Origin of the sequence: Salegentibacter salegens, assembly GCF_900142975.1 — a bacterium.
Lineage (GTDB): Bacteria > Bacteroidota > Bacteroidia > Flavobacteriales > Flavobacteriaceae > Salegentibacter > Salegentibacter salegens.
Genome location: NZ_LT670848.1, coordinates 3630423 through 3647838 on the forward strand (window position 1 = coordinate 3630423; position 17416 = coordinate 3647838).

The 17416-nt window shown below is 38.5% G+C and carries 13 protein-coding genes; 10 read left to right on the forward strand and 3 right to left on the reverse strand.

What is annotated here, in order from left to right; translation table 11 throughout:
- Window positions 1-34: 34 nt before the first annotated feature.
- Complete coding sequence (locus B5488_RS16125; protein WP_079736187.1) at window positions 35-3043, reverse strand: SusC/RagA family TonB-linked outer membrane protein; 3009 nt, start codon at window positions 3041-3043, stop codon at window positions 35-37.
- A gap of 266 nt (window positions 3044-3309) precedes the next feature.
- On the opposite strand from B5488_RS16125, the gene B5488_RS16130 reads away from it, so the two are divergent.
- Complete coding sequence (locus B5488_RS16130) at window positions 3310-4410, forward strand: sugar-binding domain-containing protein (RefSeq protein ID WP_079736188.1); 1101 nt, start codon at window positions 3310-3312, stop codon at window positions 4408-4410.
- Here B5488_RS16130 and B5488_RS16135 read toward each other — a convergent pair.
- Window positions 4355-5593 carry an IS256 family transposase gene (locus tag B5488_RS16135; RefSeq protein ID WP_079733433.1) on the reverse strand — a complete coding sequence of 413 codons (1239 nt, stop codon included), beginning with the start codon at window positions 5591-5593 and terminating at the stop codon, window positions 4355-4357. The two genes, B5488_RS16130 and B5488_RS16135, sit on opposite strands and share 56 nt — an antisense overlap.
- Window positions 5594-5721: 128 nt before the next feature.
- Here B5488_RS16135 and B5488_RS16140 point away from each other — a divergent pair, with 128 nt between their 5' ends.
- Both B5488_RS16140 and B5488_RS16145 read left to right on the forward strand, forming a co-directional pair.
- Window positions 5722-7800 (forward strand): glycoside hydrolase family 2 TIM barrel-domain containing protein, encoded by a 2079-nt coding sequence (locus tag B5488_RS16140; protein ID WP_262507365.1) that lies wholly within the window; start codon window positions 5722-5724, stop codon window positions 7798-7800.
- A 30-nt stretch (window positions 7801-7830) separates the two neighbouring features.
- The gene (locus tag B5488_RS16145; RefSeq protein WP_197686266.1) at window positions 7831-9045 is read left to right on the forward strand and encodes a sulfatase-like hydrolase/transferase; all 1215 of its coding nucleotides are present in this window, start codon (window positions 7831-7833) and stop codon (window positions 9043-9045) included.
- Here the strand turns inward: B5488_RS16145 and B5488_RS16150 are convergent.
- Window positions 9042-10280 (reverse strand): IS256 family transposase, encoded by a 1239-nt coding sequence (locus B5488_RS16150; RefSeq protein WP_079733433.1) that lies wholly within the window; start codon window positions 10278-10280, stop codon window positions 9042-9044. The two genes, B5488_RS16145 and B5488_RS16150, sit on opposite strands and share 4 nt — an antisense overlap.
- 46 nt (window positions 10281-10326) lie before the next feature.
- Between B5488_RS16150 and B5488_RS16155 the strand changes: the two genes are divergently transcribed.
- From B5488_RS16155 to B5488_RS16185, 7 genes are all read left to right on the forward strand, one after another.
- Complete coding sequence (locus tag B5488_RS16155; protein WP_079736190.1) at window positions 10327-10614, forward strand: hypothetical protein; 288 nt, start codon at window positions 10327-10329, stop codon at window positions 10612-10614.
- A 151-nt stretch (window positions 10615-10765) separates the two neighbouring features.
- Window positions 10766-11926: an SIS domain-containing protein gene (locus B5488_RS16160; protein WP_079736191.1), complete on the forward strand. Its 1161-nt coding sequence runs from the start codon at window positions 10766-10768 to the stop codon at window positions 11924-11926.
- Window positions 11923-12849: a 1-phosphofructokinase family hexose kinase gene (locus B5488_RS16165; protein WP_079736192.1), complete on the forward strand. Its 927-nt coding sequence runs from the start codon at window positions 11923-11925 to the stop codon at window positions 12847-12849. The genes B5488_RS16160 and B5488_RS16165 overlap by 4 nt, the downstream gene beginning before the upstream one ends.
- On the forward strand, window positions 12839-13783 hold the full coding sequence (locus B5488_RS16170; protein ID WP_079736193.1) for a carbohydrate kinase family protein: 945 nt from the start codon (window positions 12839-12841) through the stop codon (window positions 13781-13783). Before B5488_RS16165 ends, B5488_RS16170 begins: the two co-directional genes overlap by 11 nt.
- Window positions 13783-14607: a class II fructose-bisphosphate aldolase gene (locus B5488_RS16175; protein ID WP_079736194.1), complete on the forward strand. Its 825-nt coding sequence runs from the start codon at window positions 13783-13785 to the stop codon at window positions 14605-14607. Before B5488_RS16170 ends, B5488_RS16175 begins: the two co-directional genes overlap by 1 nt.
- A 92-nt stretch (window positions 14608-14699) precedes the next feature.
- Window positions 14700-15689 (forward strand): amidohydrolase family protein, encoded by a 990-nt coding sequence (locus B5488_RS16180; RefSeq protein WP_079736195.1) that lies wholly within the window; start codon window positions 14700-14702, stop codon window positions 15687-15689.
- A gap of 123 nt (window positions 15690-15812) precedes the next feature.
- The gene (locus B5488_RS16185) at window positions 15813-17222 is read left to right on the forward strand and encodes a Gfo/Idh/MocA family protein (protein ID WP_079736196.1); all 1410 of its coding nucleotides are present in this window, start codon (window positions 15813-15815) and stop codon (window positions 17220-17222) included.
- Window positions 17223-17416: the final 194 nt, after the last annotated feature.

The following is a 17416-nucleotide window of genomic DNA, read 5'->3' on the forward strand; positions in this document are numbered from 1 at the left end:
AAGGCTATAAGTATTTTTTTCATGATATTTTTTATTAAAATGTTAAGTTAAGTCCCAGCATAAATTTACGTGTGGACGGGTAAACTCCAGGTCCGGTAGAGCCCATCACTGCACCATTACTCGCAGGAATTTCAGGATCTACGCCTGAATAATCTGTTATAACGAACAGGTTTTCACCAGTTAAGGAAATACGTGCGTTACTTATAGCAAACTGGCTAAGGTCAATGTTATAACCCAGGCTTAGTGAGCGTAGTTTTAAGAAATCACCTTTTTCCAGATAGCGGGTAGAGGTAGCATTACCTTGATCAGGATTATTATACTTAGCGACTGGATGTGTGGCTATATCCCCTGGTTGTTGCCATCGGCTCCATCCAGGTCTAAGTTTCATTTGGTTACGATCTGTATATGTTCCGTCTGAATCATATTCCTGACGAGAATAGTTATATATTTTAGCCCCTAAAGCATAACCGAACATAGCATCAAGGTCGAATTGTTTGTATGATAAACCAGTAGAAAATCCACCAAAAACATCAGGAGATACTCTTCCTGTTTTTTCAAAGCTTGCTTCTGAGTAGTTGGAAGTGGTAGTTCTTGATATTTCATTTCCTTGATCATCCCTTTCCACGTTGTACCACAATGGAGCTCCATTCTCAGGATCCACCCCGGCCCACTCTTTTAAGTAATAGGTGTCTATAGGCCTTCCGGGTTCTAACATTCGTTGTGCAGAACCGGCAATTCCCAACCCGTCACTTATGATAATAGGTCTTACTGTATAATTTCCGCTGGCATCTTTTGTTTCGTAGAGTTTTGTAAGTTTATTTACATTATGTCCTAAATTTAGATCTACACTCCAGGTTAGATCTTCGTTCCGGATTATATCACCGCCAACGGCAATTTCAATTCCTTTGTTTTCCATTTCCCCGATGTTTTGCCAAATGCTGGTCACACCTGTTAATCCCGTAATAGGAACTCGATACAGAATATTTTCAGTATTCTTTTCATAATAATCAAAGGTTAGCCTTGCTCGGTCATTAAGAAATCTTGCATCAAATCCTACGCCGCTGGTAAACGTTTTTTCCCAGGTTAGATCCTCGTTTCCTATTTGACTAATTAATGCGCCTGGGTTCTCGTTGTAACTTGCATTAGTTGAGATCGAATATAGATCGTATTGCGGGTAAAGGGAGCTTGGACGGTTTCCTACAGAACCGTATGCCCCCCGTAGTTTTAGTGCATCTATCCAGGCTGCATTAAACCAATTTTCTTTGTGAATATTCCATCCTCCACTAATCGAGTAGAAATTTCCATATTTAGCACTATCTCCGAAATTGGATGCGCCATCCCTACGAAAAGAAACCTGAGCCAGGTACTTGGTGTCATAGGAATAATTTGCGTTAAAAAGGCCTGACTGTACAGCCCATTCACTAATACCGCCCTTGGTTCGTTCCGGGACGGATACAACATCTAACACCTCAAAACCCGGTATAAATCCGGTTCCATAAGCATCAAGGGTCTCACCACGGTAGTCATTGAATTCGTAAGCAAGGATCCCGTTGAGTTCATGCTTGCCCCAACTTTGGTCAAATCGTAAAATTTGGTTGGTGTATCTGCGTGTGGATTCCGATCGATAATCGGTTATTCGCCCATTAACACTCTGGCCTCCATTAGAACGCGGGTCGGTATACCCTTTTGACTTATAGCTGTTGTAACGATAATTGTTGACAGAAGAAAACGTTAACCAATCGGTCAATTCAATATCAAAATCCATATTCCCCATGAACTCATAGTTTTTGTTTGAGGAATGATTCCATTGAAGATCATACAGGTAATTCGTGCTGGCACTATTTACCCAATTGCTAGAACGATGAGGTTCTAAATTCCCGTCTTCATCATAAGGGCTGTCCCAGGGAAAGTTGGAGTACATAGCCGTTGTAGAATACTGCCGATCTTCCACATCTCGAAGTGAACCATTTATTGATGGTTTTATAGTCAACCAATCAGTAGGTTTATATTCAGTTCTGAATCGGAAATTGTAGCGGGTATAATCATAGCCCTTAACAGCGCCCTGCTCATCATACAAGCCCACAGACATATAAGACCTAAGTGTTTCAGAACCACCCTGAACAGAAACATTGTAATTTTGTGTAAACCCGGTTGTGGTGGCTAGATCCCACCAATCGAAATTGCTGTTACGTAATTCCTCATTCCACCGAGGAAATGAAATTTGATCAGCGTTTTCAAACGAAGCGTAATAATCATATAATTCCGCTCCATTCATCATTTCCAAATTTCCGTTATTCAATTCGTTGAAGCCTATATTAGAAGAGGCACTTATCGTTGTTTTTCCAAGTTTTGCCCTCTTTGTAGTTACCACAACAACTCCGTTAGCACCCTGAGATCCGTAAATTGCGGTTGAGGCTGCGTCTTTTAGGACAGTCATAGTTTCGATGTCATCCGGGTTTAATTCTCCCGGCCCGGATCCTACTATAACCCCGTCAATGACCCATAATGGGCTGGTTGTTCCGCTTAAGGTCGCCTGTCCGCGGATTACCACGCTTCCTCTGGAGCCTGGTTGTCCAGATCCTGGAGCCACATACACTCCTGCCGCTTTACCGTTTAGCATATTTTCAACCGAAGGTGTTGTGATATCCCTGAGTTCATCTCCTTCCACGGTTTGCAGGGATCCCGTTAAACTTTCTCTTTTTTGTGAGCCGTAACCAACCACTACAACTTCATCCAGTGCTGCGGCGTCCTGTTCTAACGAAACCTCGATTTCGGTTTGGCTATTCACTTTTACTTCTTGCGTAGCATAACCTAAAAAAGAAATTTCCAGCGTTGCATCTCGGGGAACGTCAATTTTAAAGTTACCGTCAAAATCTGTTAAAACCCCGTTTGTTGTACCTTTTTCAATAACATTGGCACTGGGTACGGGAATACCCGTTTCAGCATCCAGAACTGTTCCTTCTACCTCTATTTTCTCCTGGCTGTAAGCCGAAGAAGAAAACATTATGCAGAAAAAAAGTATTAATGAATAGCAGTTTTTCATAATATAATTTTGTTTTTGTTAGTAAATTAGCGGTAATTATCTATAAAAGCAAATAAAAACCTTCGAAAACTTTCGCTAATATATTGATAATAATTTATTAACAAAAAATTTGACAAAAAAAATAAAAAATAAAGGTATTGGGGGCTAATTAGTCATAAGTACGGAAGGATAATAATAAGATGTACAAGAAAAGTATTTATAAAATTTAAAAATTGCATAATGAAAAATAAAAAATTTCGTAACATTGTTTTTTAAAATATATTGTAATGATAAAGATAATTTTTCCTGTTCCTTTTTTCTTCCTTTTTTGTTTCACATCGATATTTGCCCAACACCAAAATGATATAGATGTATTCCAAAATCCAAATTATCAGGAAGAGAACCGCTTACCCATGCGGGCCTCCTATTTTCCTTTTGAAAATAAAGAACTTGCCCATCTGGGAGATAAATCAAAATCAAATAGGTTTCTAGATCTTAATGGCACCTGGAAGTTTCTTTGGAAAGAACATTATAAATATCTTCCTGAAAACTTTCAAAGCGAAAACTTTGATGACTCAAATTGGGATGATTTTAAAGTTCCAGCTAATTGGGAGTTTAATGGGTATGGCACTCCTATATATGTAAACCATCCTTTTGAGTTTGCGGTAGAAAATCCAAATCCACCATTGATTGAAAACGAAAAACAGCCAACAGGTGTTTACCGACGTAATTTTAAACTGCCGGAAACATGGAAAAATCAGCAAGTATTTCTTCACTTAGGAGCAGTAAAATCCGCTTTTAAGCTTTACGTGAATGGTGAGTATGTTGGTATGGGGGAAGATAGTAAGCTGGAGTCAGAGTTTGAGCTGACCGATTATCTTCAATCAGGTGAGAATTTAATTACCCTCGAAGTAAGACGTTGGAGTGATGGTAGTTATCTTGAAGCGCAAGATTTTTGGAGAATTAGTGGAATTCAAAGAAATGTTTATTTGTATGCGCGTCCCCAGGTACATTTTTACGATCTTTTTGTAAAAAGTGGGTTAATTAATAATTATCGAGATGGCGAATTAAGCTTTGATATTGAACTCTGGAATCGAACTAATACCGATCAGGGTGAGAATAGTGTTGAGGTTCTTTTAAAAAACAATAATGGTATTATTCTCTATAAAGAAGAAAAACCCACTATTGGTTTAAAACGAAAAAATGGAAAAACCATGCTGCGTTTTGAAGAGGAAATAAAGAATGTGAATGCCTGGTCTGCTGAAACGCCGGGAGTGTTAGCTCAACTCTGTCTGCTTCTTCTCCCGGGGGTACCCCCGGGAGAAGAAAATTTTAGTTTTTCGTTTCATTGGTGGCTAAGTCCAACTCTAGCCGACCTTCAAATTTAATAGCTAATTGTTGAACTACCAAACCCCAGTTCTGCAGTGGGGCGTTCCATTTCTTTTCAATTCTTCTGGTAGCTAGGTAAACCAGCTTCAATAGTGCCATATCATTGGTAAAAGCGCCTTTGGTCTTGGTTACTTTTCTTACCTGCCGGTGAAAAGCCTCTACGGCATTTGTGGTGTATATGAGTTTTCTAATGGGTGCGGTATATTCAAAATAAGCACTCAATCGGTCCCAGTTATCATTCCAGGAACGGATCACTATGGGATATCTTTTGCCCCATTTTTCTTCCAGATCCAGTAAAGCCGATTCAGCCTGGTCTTTGGTGTCAGCCTTGTACACCAGTTTAAGGTCTTTCATAAAATCTTTTTGATCCTTACTGGCCACATACTTCATACTATTGCGGATCTGGTGGACAATACATAGCTGAATATCAGTCTTGGGATAAACAGAATGAATGGCTTCACTAAAGCCCGTAAGATTATCCGTACAGGCAATCAGAATATCTTTTAAGCCACGGTTGTTTAATTGGGTCAGCACCTGAAGCCAAAAATTGGCCCCTTCACTTTCCGAGATATACATACCCAGCACTTCCTTTCTTCCAGCTTTATTTATTCCTAAAATATTATACAAGGCCTTGTGCTTTACTTTGCCTTCTTCGCGTACCTTGAAGTGCATCGCGTCGAGCCATAGGATGCAATATACCGGCTCCAAGGGGCGATCCTGCCATTCCTTAACCTTGGGAATCACCCGGTCCGTAATATCACTTAGAACGTGTGTGGATATCTTGGAATCATACATTTCCTCTATATGAGCTGAGATATCCCGCAGGCTATTGCCCATCCCGTACATGCCTATAATCTGCTTTTCTAAATTATCGGCCAGGATACGCTGGCGTTTCGCTACGATCTCCGGCTCAAAGGTACTGTTACGATCCTGGGGCGTGTTAATGGTGACGTCCCCTTGGCTGCTCTTTAGGGTCTTTTTGCCTTTGCCATTACGCTTATTACCTGCTTTTGAGCCTTTTTCTTCATCGGAAAGGTGCGAAGACATTTCTGCTTCCAGGGCCTCTTCCATAAACTCCCTAAGCATTGGAGCAAAAGCGCCGTTTTTGCCGGTTAGGGATTCTCCTGATAAAAATTGTTTTAATGCTTTTTCCTTTAATTCCTTAATCTCTTCTTGTGTCATAATCTAGTCTAAAAATTTTAATTTAATTTTCAAAGTCTAGACAGACTTGAGATTACACCCTCGAAACGCCTTATTTATATGATCTCAATATTAATTTAAAATCCCCAAAAGGAAATACTATAGAAAGTATTAACCAAAAAGTTGGTTTTAAAACTTATGAAGTGAAAGGCAACCAATTTTTGGTGAATGGTAAACCCGTTTTGTTTAAAGGAGTAAATAGACATGAATCTCATCCTGAAACTCACCATGTGGTTACCGAGGAACAAATGCTTACAGATATAAGAATAATGAAAGAGCTTAATATAAATGCGGTTAGACTTTCTCATTATCCCAATGACCCTCGCTGGTACGAGTTATGTGATCAATACGGTTTTTACGTCATTGATGAAGCAAATATAGAATCTCACGGGATGTATTATGATCCTGAACGTACCCTTGGAAATGATCCTGAATGGGAACACGCGCATATGCTTAGAATTAAACGGATGGTAGAGAGGGATAAAAATTTTCCTTCTATTGTGGCCTGGAGTATGGGGAACGAAGCCGGGAATGGTTATAATTTTTATAAAGCTTACAATTGGATTAAAGCTTTTGATCCTACACGGCCGGTTCAATACGAACGTTCCACAACCGAATGGAATACAGATATAATTGTCCCGCAATATCCTCACCCCAATACCATGAAATATTATGCTGAAAAAGGTTTAGAACGTCCGTATATAATGAGTGAGTATGCACATGCCATGGGCAATAGTATGGGGAATTTTAAAGAATACTGGGAGGTAATCGAAGAATATGACGGCTTGCAAGGCGGTTACATTTGGGATTGGGTAGACCAGGGTGTTTATAAAGAAGTAGATGGGAAGAAAATTTTCAGCTATGGTGGCGATTGGGGTCCTGAAGAAACCCCTAGCGATAATAATTTTTTAGTTAATGGAGTAATTATGCCTGATCGTACATGGAATCCTCATGCGTATGAGGTTAGAAAAGTACATCAGGAAATTGGTTTCGAATTTGATACTGCAGATCGAAGTATAGAAATTACTAATAAGTATTTTTTTCGTGATTTAGCTAATTTTAAATATGAAATTGATTTGCTTAAAAATGGAGAAATAGTAAACTCAAGTAATGTGGCACCCATATCACTTGCTGCGCAAAATATAACTGAAATTCCATTGGGTTTTGAAGTTCCAACGGATACTACAGCCGAATTCAGATTGCATATTAAAGCTAAGCTTGCTAGTGAGGAAAATTTAATGGAAGCGGGTACACTTTTAGCAGAAGATGAATTTGCTATTACTGAACCGGTATCTACCGCGCCTACATTAAATTCAACGACCTTTAATGTAGAGGAAACTGAAGAAATTTTAAAAATATCAAAAAGAAGGTTTTCTGTGAAATTTGATAAAAAAACAGGTCGGTTTTTTGATTATGAATATAAGAGAGACATTCTAATTGAAAAAGGACCTGAACTTTCTCTTTTTCGCCCTTTAGTCGATAATGATTTTGGGGCTGGCTTAAATAGAAGTTTGGATTATCTCAAAGCCCCCGGTTTAAAAATTAAGAATTTTACACATGAAAACCTTAAAGGTGGGGGGTATATAGTAGAAGTATATTATTCTTTACTAAATGGTGATGCTGAATTTATTCAAACTTTTGAGCTATATGATAATGCAAAAATAAAAGTGACAAATAATTTTAAAGCTCTTGGGGGAGACCATAAAATATTATTAAAAGTGGGAAATTCTATGCAACTGCCTACGGAGCTTGAAGACTTCAGCTGGTATGGTCGTGGACCCTGGGAAAGCTATGCTGATAGAAAATTTAGCGCTATGGTAGGAGTTTATAAAGGCTTGGTAAAAAATCAATATCATCCATATATCCGCCCGCAGGAGTCCGGGAATAAAACAGATGTGCGTTGGGCCACAGTTTCACAAGGAAAGAAAAAGGGAATAAAAATAGATTATATAGATAAGCTATTAAATGTTTCTGCATTGCCTTATTCACTAGAACAACTTTATCCATCGGCACAAAAGAGCCAGGAGCATTCACGACTACTTGAAGAAGATGATGTAGTACATCTCGATGTAGATTTTAAACAAATGGGTGTGGCCGGCATTAATAGCTGGGGTAGCCTTGCTTTAGAAAAATACCGAATACCTTTTCAGGATTATGAGTATAGTTATATAATTTCTCCCCTGGAATAAATACGAATATTAACTGCATAAAATTTTAAAGTGAAAAAACTAATTCATCTACTGGTGTTAAGTTTTCTTTTTGTGGCTTTTGGAGGCACCGGTAAACAGCAAAAGGAGAGATCAAAAAAACAGATGCCTAATATCGTTTTTATTATGGCTGATGATTTAGGCATTGGAGATATCGGGATCTATGGTCAGGATATTATTAAAACTCCCAATATTGACCAAATGGCGGGGAATGGGATGAAATTTGAAAATTTTTATGCAGGTAGTACCGTTTGTGCACCGTCGAGAGCGGCCTTATTAACAGGGCAACATACTGGAAATACAGAAGTAAGAGGGAATGGAGAATTTCCTCTAGATCCCGGCAAGAAAATTATTCCCGAAATTTTAAAAGAACAGGGTTATACAACTGCAATGTATGGGAAATGGGGGCTAGGGCTTTCCGGTAGTACTGGCTCGCCCGAAAAAAGGGGATGGGATGAATTCCTTGGCCATTTGCACCACGTAGACGCACATTATCAACAACCTGATTCATTGGATGTGATTGAAAATGGGCTATTAACTAAAGAGAAAACTCCTACTAATAGTTACGCCAATGAACTGTTTACCGATGCTGCAATTAATTTTATTGAAGAGCGGAAAAAAAGCGATCCATTTTTTTTGTATTTATCGTTTACTATTCCTCATGCTGAACTCGTTGTCCCCGACGCGTATATGGAGCCACATTTAAACAAGGACGGCTCAAGCAAGTATGAGCCCGAGAAAGCCTGGCCTGAAGGGCGGCATTACGGTCCCCAAAAATATCCCAAAGCGGCCTATGCTGCTTTGGTGGAAAGTATAGATGCTTACGTAGGAAAGGTGATAACACAACTAAAGAAACAGGGACTGGATAAAAACACTATAGTGATTTTCACTAGTGATAACGGTACTCACCTTGAGGGTGGGCGACGACAGGCTGATGTTAATTTTTTTAGAAGTAGCGGTCAGTATCGTGGAGTGAAAAGAGATTTATATGAAGGAGGGATTAAGGAGCCCTTTATTGTTCAGTGGCCGGGAGTAGTAGAAGCCGGAAGCACTAGCGATTTTAAAGGAGCATTTTGGGATGTTTATCCTACACTGGCAGAAATAACTGGTGCCAAAATTAGACGAAATTCAATTGACGGCCTTTCTTTTTTACCAACACTTGGGAGTGTTAGCTCAACTCTGTCTGCTTCTTCTCCCGGGGGTACCCCCGGGAGAAGAAAATTTTAGTTTTTCGTTTCATTGGTGGCTAAGTCCAACTCTAGCCGACCTTCAAATTTAATAGCTAATTGTTGAACTACCAAACCCCAGTTCTGCAGTGGGGCGTTCCATTTCTTTTCAATTCTTCTGGTAGCTAGGTAAACCAGCTTCAATAGTGCCATATCATTGGTAAAAGCGCCTTTGGTCTTGGTTACTTTTCTTACCTGCCGGTGAAAAGCCTCTACGGCATTTGTGGTGTATATGAGTTTTCTAATGGGTGCGGTATATTCAAAATAAGCACTCAATCGGTCCCAGTTATCATTCCAGGAACGGATCACTATGGGATATCTTTTGCCCCATTTTTCTTCCAGATCCAGTAAAGCCGATTCAGCCTGGTCTTTGGTGTCAGCCTTGTACACCAGTTTAAGGTCTTTCATAAAATCTTTTTGATCCTTACTGGCCACATACTTCATACTATTGCGGATCTGGTGGACAATACATAGCTGAATATCAGTCTTGGGATAAACAGAATGAATGGCTTCACTAAAGCCCGTAAGATTATCCGTACAGGCAATCAGAATATCTTTTAAGCCACGGTTGTTTAATTGGGTCAGCACCTGAAGCCAAAAATTGGCCCCTTCACTTTCCGAGATATACATACCCAGCACTTCCTTTCTTCCAGCTTTATTTATTCCTAAAATATTATACAAGGCCTTGTGCTTTACTTTGCCTTCTTCGCGTACCTTGAAGTGCATCGCGTCGAGCCATAGGATGCAATATACCGGCTCCAAGGGGCGATCCTGCCATTCCTTAACCTTGGGAATCACCCGGTCCGTAATATCACTTAGAACGTGTGTGGATATCTTGGAATCATACATTTCCTCTATATGAGCTGAGATATCCCGCAGGCTATTGCCCATCCCGTACATGCCTATAATCTGCTTTTCTAAATTATCGGCCAGGATACGCTGGCGTTTCGCTACGATCTCCGGCTCAAAGGTACTGTTACGATCCTGGGGCGTGTTAATGGTGACGTCCCCTTGGCTGCTCTTTAGGGTCTTTTTGCCTTTGCCATTACGCTTATTACCTGCTTTTGAGCCTTTTTCTTCATCGGAAAGGTGCGAAGACATTTCTGCTTCCAGGGCCTCTTCCATAAACTCCCTAAGCATTGGAGCAAAAGCGCCGTTTTTGCCGGTTAGGGATTCTCCTGATAAAAATTGTTTTAATGCTTTTTCCTTTAATTCCTTAATCTCTTCTTGTGTCATAATCTAGTCTAAAAATTTTAATTTAATTTTCAAAGTCTAGACAGACTTGAGATTACACCCTCCAACACTTCAGGGTAAGGAAGAACAAAAAGATCACGAATATTTATACTGGGAGTTTCATGAGTTTGGTGGAAAACAAGCGTTATTAAAAGGGAATTGGAAGGTTGTTCGTTTGGGTGTTAATGATAATCCTCAGGCTAAGGTAGCACTGTTTAATATTGAATCAGATCCTGGAGAACAAAAGAATTTAATAGATGAATACCCCCAAAAAGCTCGTGAATTAGAACAATTAATGGACTCTGTAAGAACACCAAATAGAAATTTTAATTTTTAAGCTAATATCTTTAGTTCTCAGTATAAAACTTTCGTTTTGATAATTAAAAAAGAAAAAAACCATCAAAAACAAAAAAAATATTTTTTGTTTCCAATTTTTTTCTTTTTATTTGAAAAGTCAAAGATAATTTGGAGGTAATCTTATAATATATATGAAGGAGAATAAATCAGGAGAACAAAGTGTCTCACATACCAAACAAGAAATAGAAGGTCAACCAGAATTATGGGAATCAGTTTATGACCTAATTCAAATACAAGAGGAACAAATCACAACCTTTTTAGATCCCATCTTAAATAAGAAAGATTTAGAAATAATTCTAACAGGCGCCGGGTCTTCGGCCTTTGTGGGAGAAGCCGCTCAAGGTTTGGTTCAAAAGAACAGCCAGCGTACTACGCGGGCAATTGCTACAACCGATTTAGTAACCCACCCTGAACTTTTTTTTCCTAAAGACCGTCATCCCGTACTTTTAATTTCTTTTGCCCGCTCGGGTAACAGCCCCGAAAGTGTTGAAACAGTAAGTTTAGCCGACAGTTTTTGCTCCCAGATTTATCATTTAGTAATTACCTGTAATAAAGATGGTGAGTTATATAAATATACTAGAGCTAATACCAAAACTGCTTTGGCCATTTTGCTCCCAGAAAAAGCCAATGATAAAAGCCTGGCGATGACGGGAAGTTTTACTTCGATGTTATTGACTATATTATTGGTTAGTGATCTAAAAGATATAGAAAGTAATAAATTGGAATTGCAACGCATAGTGAAGCAGGGGAACCTTCTTCTTGAAAATGCAAAAGCATTTAAAGAAATATCGGCTAAATATTTTGAACGAGTGGTTTTTTTGGGATCGGGACCTATGCTTGGAATTGCTCGGGAATGTCATTTAAAACTACAGGAATTAACCGATGGTCAGATTATTTGTAAGCACGATTCTTTCTTAGGTTTTAGGCATGGTCCGCGTGCAGTGACTAATGAAAAAACCTTATTGGTATATCTTTTCTCCCCTAGTGATCATGTTTATAAATATGAATTGGACCTTGCAACATCTATTTCGAAAGATCCCAGGACGATAGAATGTGTAAGTATTGGTCGCTCAAAAGAAAAAGCTCTCAATTCCTGTCTCAATATAGATTTAAATTTGAGTCCAAACCAGGAATTAAATATTGTACCTGCTACCTTAATCGGTCAGATCCTGGGGTATTATAAATCCTTACAATTGGGTCTTAATCCAGACAATCCATCAATTTCTGGAGCGATAAGTCGGGTAGTTCAAGGTGTTGAAATATACAAATATCCTAAAAAAGCAACACCATGATTCTTAGCCTTTGCCCTAATCCTTCCATTGATAGTTACGCCTGGTTGAATAAGCTTATTCCCGGAGAATCAAATCGGATAACAAATATAAAAGAATATCCAGGCGGTAAAGCCACCCATATTGCCCTGGCCCTTGCTGAGCTCGGCAGCGAATCAATGTTATATGCTTTTTGGGGTGGTTCCTCGGGTGAATGGATCAAGAAGCAATGTTTAAAGAAAGGAGTTTATACTAATGGAGTTAATTTATTAGACAATAACAGAAAGTGTTATACTTTCTTGTCTGATAATAAATCTTTTAATAATACCGAGATTTTAGAACCAGGTCCCAGTCTTACTAAAAAGAACTGGGAAGATTTTAAGCTGGGTTATATACGTTTAATTGAACATACCACCATTCTTTGTATGGCTGGTTCCTGGCCAAAGGGTGTTTCTTCAAATACCTATGCAAAATTAATCCAGATAGGAAAGAGTTTTGGGAAACGTACCATACTTGATTGTACTGGAAAACAGCTTCATAATGCACTTGAAGTAGGTTTTTTTGGTTTGCACCTTAACGAGCATGAAGCCAAAAGCCTTTGTGGGAGTACAAGTATGGAGGATTTATTACAAACTTTAAGCGGTAGGGTTGAACTTGTAGCCTTAACCAGGGGTAGTAAAGGACTGGAACTTTTTTATAAGGGTAAACTTATCGTAGCAAATGTAAAAATAGAAGGAATGGTAAGCCCGGTGGGTAGTGGCGACTGTCTTACTGCCGGAATAGCTTATGCCGTAGATAAGAGTTTCTCTCCATCGAAAATTGCCGCGTATGGAGTGGCGTGTGGTGCAGCAAACTGTTTAAACGAAGACCTGGGAATGTTGAAATTCGAAGATGTTAATCGATTACTACCACAGGTAGAAGTAAAGGAAATAACCTATGAGCAATAAAAAACTATTAGTGGTTGGAGAGCTGAATATTGATCTTATTTTAAATCAAATTCAAGGTTTTCCAGAAATAGGTACAGAAAAAATTGCTGAAAATATGGATTTTACCCTGGGTAGTTCTTCAGCAATTTTAGCTTCTAATATAGCTGCTCTGGGAGTTTCTACTTCTTTTTGCGGCCTGCTTGGGCAAGATAGTTTTGGTGATTTCATTTTAAAAGAATTACAAAAAAAGAAGGTAAATACTCGTTTTGTTCACCGTACCCAGGAGGCTAAAACCGGAATTACGGTAGTGATGAATTATGATCAGGATCGCGCTAATATAACCTATTGCGGTGCGATGAATGTTTTAAGTATGGAGCATATACCCTGGGGAAATATCTCCGAATTTTCGCATCTACATTTTTCAAATTATTTTCTTCAACCTGGAATGAAACCTTTTATCGCTGAATTATTCAAGAAAGCAAAGGAAGAAGGACTTACTACTTCTCTAGATTTACAGGTAGACCCGGAGGATAAATGGGATTTTGATTATAAAAATTGTTTACCGTTTGTAGATGTTTTTCTTCCCAATGAAAGTGAACTTCTAAATCTTAGTGGAAAGAATAATCTAGAAGATGCTATTGAAATGATAAAGAGCTATACCAATATTCTGGCTTTAAAATTAGGAGATAAAGGTGGTCGTGTTGTTACCAAGTCGGAAGATATCACGATAAAACCTTATTTGAATAAGAAATACAAAGATGCGATTGGTGCAGGGGATTCCTTTAATGCCGGTTTCCTTAAAAAATTCATCCAAGGTGAGACTTTAAGCACATGCCTCGAGTTTGCTAATCTTACTGGTTCATTAAGCACAACAGCAGCGGGAGGCACTGGAGCATTTAGAGACGAAAAAGAAATTGAAATAAAAATTCAACAAATCAGGAATAAGAAATTATAATGAAATTAAAAGAAAAATTACAACAACTGCGAAGTGAAGGACGTGGAATTCTGGCCACTAATTTTTATAACCTGGAAACCTTGCATGGAGTATTAGGTGCTGCTTCAGAAGTGAATGAACCTTTAATTTTACAGCTCACCAAAAGCTCTATAGATTATATGGGACTGGATACAGCGGTTAATTTAGGCCGTACAGGATTAAAACAGTTTGGAGTAGAAGGTTGGATTCATTTGGATCACGGTGGTTCGGTTGATTTAGCGCAGCGGTGCCTGGATGCCGGTTTTGATTCGGTGATGATAGACGGTAGTGAATTACCTTTTCAAGAGAACATTCAAATTACCCGGGACGTTGTAGAACGGGCTAAAAAATATGGAGCACATGTAGAAGCTGAATTGGGGTATGTTGCTAAGTTAGGACAATCGCACGATGAAGAAGTTTTTACCCAACCCGAGGAAGCCAAACAATTTGTAGAAGAAACGGGAATTGATGCCCTGGCAGTTGCCATTGGTACTTCACATGGATTTTACCAAAAAGAACCTGAGTTACAATTAGATTTACTGGAGAAAATTGCAAAAGCTACTCCTGTAGGATTAGTATTGCACGGTGGTTCAGGAGTGCCGGGTTCCCAGATGCAGTCCGCCATTTCTAGAGGGATTTGTAAAGTAAACCTTGCTACAGAAATCAAGAATATCTTTATGAAAACCTTGCAAAGTGAATTGCGTAATAATGAAGAGATAGATTTAAGAAAGGTATTTCCCGTAGCGACTGGGGAAATTACAAAATTGGTAAAAGGTAAATTAGAAATTGTAAAGAATAATAGGTAAAAGTTGTTTGAATAAAAAGTGTATCGAAAAACCTATTTCCAATAAAGCACAGAAAATTAAGCGACGAATAGAATTTTAAAAAAGAAACCAATATGATATCAAAATTTATAGATGCTCATGTGCATTTAAACACGCTTTCTTCAGAAAAAATGGAGAAAATGATGGAATATAATTCGGGTTTTCTTTCTATAAACACCAATATTCCATTTTTTGATGAAATTGAAGAACAAGAAAAAATCATTCTTAAACTTCAGAAAAAATATCCTGGAAGGATAAAATATTTTACCACTTTCAATTTCAAAAAATGGGGGACTCCAGATTTTGTAGATGATGCCATTACTCAAATACAACGAGGATTGGATAATGGAGCAGTGGGGGTGAAGATCTGGAAAGATGTGGGTTTTGATTATCATTTCGAGGACGGCAGCTTTGTGATGATAGATGATCCTGTTTTTGATCCAATTTTTGATTTTATTCAAAAGAATAAAATTATGCTTATAGGCCATCAGGGAGAGCCTCGAAATTGTTGGCTGCCTCTTGATGAAATGACCGTAGATTCAGACAGAAATTATTTTAAAGAACATCCGGAATACCATATGTTTCTTCAAAAGCAATATCCGACTTATGAAGATCAAATGCAGGCCAGGGATCACATGCTCGATAAATTTCCTGGAATTACCTACGTGGGACTTCACTTGTTCAGCATGGAATGGAGTATAAAAGAAGTAGCTACTCGCCTGGAAGCATATCCAAATACCTTAACAGATGTAGCCGAGCGTGTTTGCCATTTGCAATTACAGGCTAAAGATAATTGGGAAGCGGTACGGGACTTCTGTTTAAAATACCAGGATAGGATCATTTACGGTACCGATGTTATTGACGATGGAAATACTCCAGATGAAGAAATCGCAGCACGGTTTGAACATTTGTGGAACTTTCATTATGATTTTTTTGCTACGGAAAATACATTGAGTGCACCTGAATTTAGAGGTGAATTCAAAGGGCTTAATCTTCCCAGAGAAGTTGTGGAGAAGATATTTTATACCAATGCGAAAGAAACTTATGGTTTTTCCGATTTTTGAATTGCTATATGATACTGGAATCGCGATTTCTTATAATGTAACATGAAAATTTATCTCCTTTTGATTAGCTACGTACTATTTACTTAATAACAATACAGATTCTCTGTAATTAAAACTTTTATTATGAAAAATAACCGAAGAGATTTTTTAAGAATAACCGGTTTGGGTGGGCTTGGACTTGTAAGCGGAAGCTTTTTAAATTGTAAAGGGCCTGAAGCTTTTTTAGCTAATACACCTACCGGTTCCCAACAGTTTAATATGAGCGGATATGCCGCTCCCAAATTGGAAACCGTTCGTATTGGTTTTATTGGTTTGGGAATGAGAGGCCCAGGTGCGGTAAATCGTATGAGCCAAATTGAAGGAGTAGAGATTAAAGCACTGTGTGACCTAAGGCCTGAACAGGCTGAAAAAGCTAAAGAACTTTTAAAGGGTACTTCTCATAATCCCGATTTATATTCCGGTAGTGATAATGCATGGAAAGAAATGGTAGACCGGGACGATTTAGATTTAATTTATATTGCAACTCCCTGGGATTGGCATACACCAATGGCAGTATATGCCATGGAAGCTGGAAAACATGCTGCAGTAGAAGTTCCTGCCGCTAAGACCATTGATCAGTGTTGGGAGTTGGTGGAAACATCCGAAAGAACTAAGAAGCATTGTATGATGCTTGAAAATTGCTGTTATGATTTCTTCGAGCTTTTAACTTTGAATATGGCACGCCAGGGCTATTTTGGAGAAATTATCCATGGGGAAGGAGCTTATATCCATAATCTATTAGATCTAAATTTCCAAAAGAATGCATACGAGGATATGTGGCGGCTAAGAGAAAATTATGAAAGAAATGGTAACTTGTACCCTACTCATGGGTTAGGACCTATTTGCCAGGTAATGAATGTAAACCGGGGAGACCAAATGGATTATTTAACTTCACTATCGAGTAATGATTTTCATATGGCTGGCAAGGCAAAAGAATTAGCTAAAGATGATCCGTTTTACAACCAGTTTGTAGGTAAAGATTATGCCGGAAATATGAATACTACCATGATTAAAACCAAAAACGGGAAAAGTATAATGGTGCAGCATGATGTTACTTCTCCGCGCCCTTATTCGCGAATACATTTAGTAAGCGGGACCGAAGCTTTTGCGAGAAAATGGCCCACCCCTGAGAGAGTAGCTAAAGGGCATAGCTGGTTAAATGAAAGCGAAATGGCTGAACTTGAAAGTAAATATACTCCCGAAATAGTAAAAAAGGTTGGCGATATGGCGAAGAAAGTTGGGGGCCACGGCGGGATGGATTTTATAATGGACTGGCGATTGATTGATTGTCTTAGAAACGGTCTTCCTCTAGATCAGGATGTATACGATGCCGCTTTATGGAGTTCAATAACTCCGCTTTCGGTAGATTCTGTTACAAACAGGGCTCAATCTATAGACGTTCCCGATTTTACAAGGGGCGCATGGAAAAATAATAAACCAGTTAATGTAACTTTAAAAGGAGGTGGAACCACCAATGTGATATTGAAAGCTTAAAAGGTACTTGCTTTTTATTCCAGGAAAAAATCTTCATTTTTTGGAATTAAACTTTCAAACGAAATATATTATTTTTTAAATTCCTGTTTTGTGGTATAACTTGCAGGAATTTTTTATTTTTTGTCTAATTTTGAAAATAAATTATAAAAAATAGTTCTAAAAACCTTATAGGCAGAAATGATTGCCTACCTAAA

Excerpts from the sequence above, each read along its gene's own strand:
- B5488_RS16185 (WP_079736196.1), top strand. The coding sequence starts at position 15,813 with ATGAAAAATAACCGAAGAGATTTTTTAAGAATAACCGGTTTGGGTGGG.
- B5488_RS16165 (WP_079736192.1), top strand. The coding sequence starts at position 11,923 with ATGATTCTTAGCCTTTGCCCTAATCCTTCCATTGATAGTTACGCCTGG.
- B5488_RS16180 (WP_079736195.1), top strand. The coding sequence starts at position 14,700 with ATGATATCAAAATTTATAGATGCTCATGTGCATTTAAACACGCTTTCT.
- B5488_RS16125 (WP_079736187.1), bottom strand. The coding sequence starts at position 3,043 with ATGAAAAACTGCTATTCATTAATACTTTTTTTCTGCATAATGTTTTCT.
- B5488_RS16160 (WP_079736191.1), top strand. The coding sequence starts at position 10,766 with ATGAAGGAGAATAAATCAGGAGAACAAAGTGTCTCACATACCAAACAA.
- B5488_RS16170 (WP_079736193.1), top strand. The coding sequence starts at position 12,839 with ATGAGCAATAAAAAACTATTAGTGGTTGGAGAGCTGAATATTGATCTT.
- B5488_RS16135 (WP_079733433.1), bottom strand. The coding sequence starts at position 5,593 with ATGACACAAGAAGAGATTAAGGAATTAAAGGAAAAAGCATTAAAACAA.
- B5488_RS16150 (WP_079733433.1), bottom strand. The coding sequence starts at position 10,280 with ATGACACAAGAAGAGATTAAGGAATTAAAGGAAAAAGCATTAAAACAA.
- B5488_RS16175 (WP_079736194.1), top strand. The coding sequence starts at position 13,783 with ATGAAATTAAAAGAAAAATTACAACAACTGCGAAGTGAAGGACGTGGA.
- B5488_RS16130 (WP_079736188.1), top strand. The coding sequence starts at position 3,310 with ATGATAAAGATAATTTTTCCTGTTCCTTTTTTCTTCCTTTTTTGTTTC.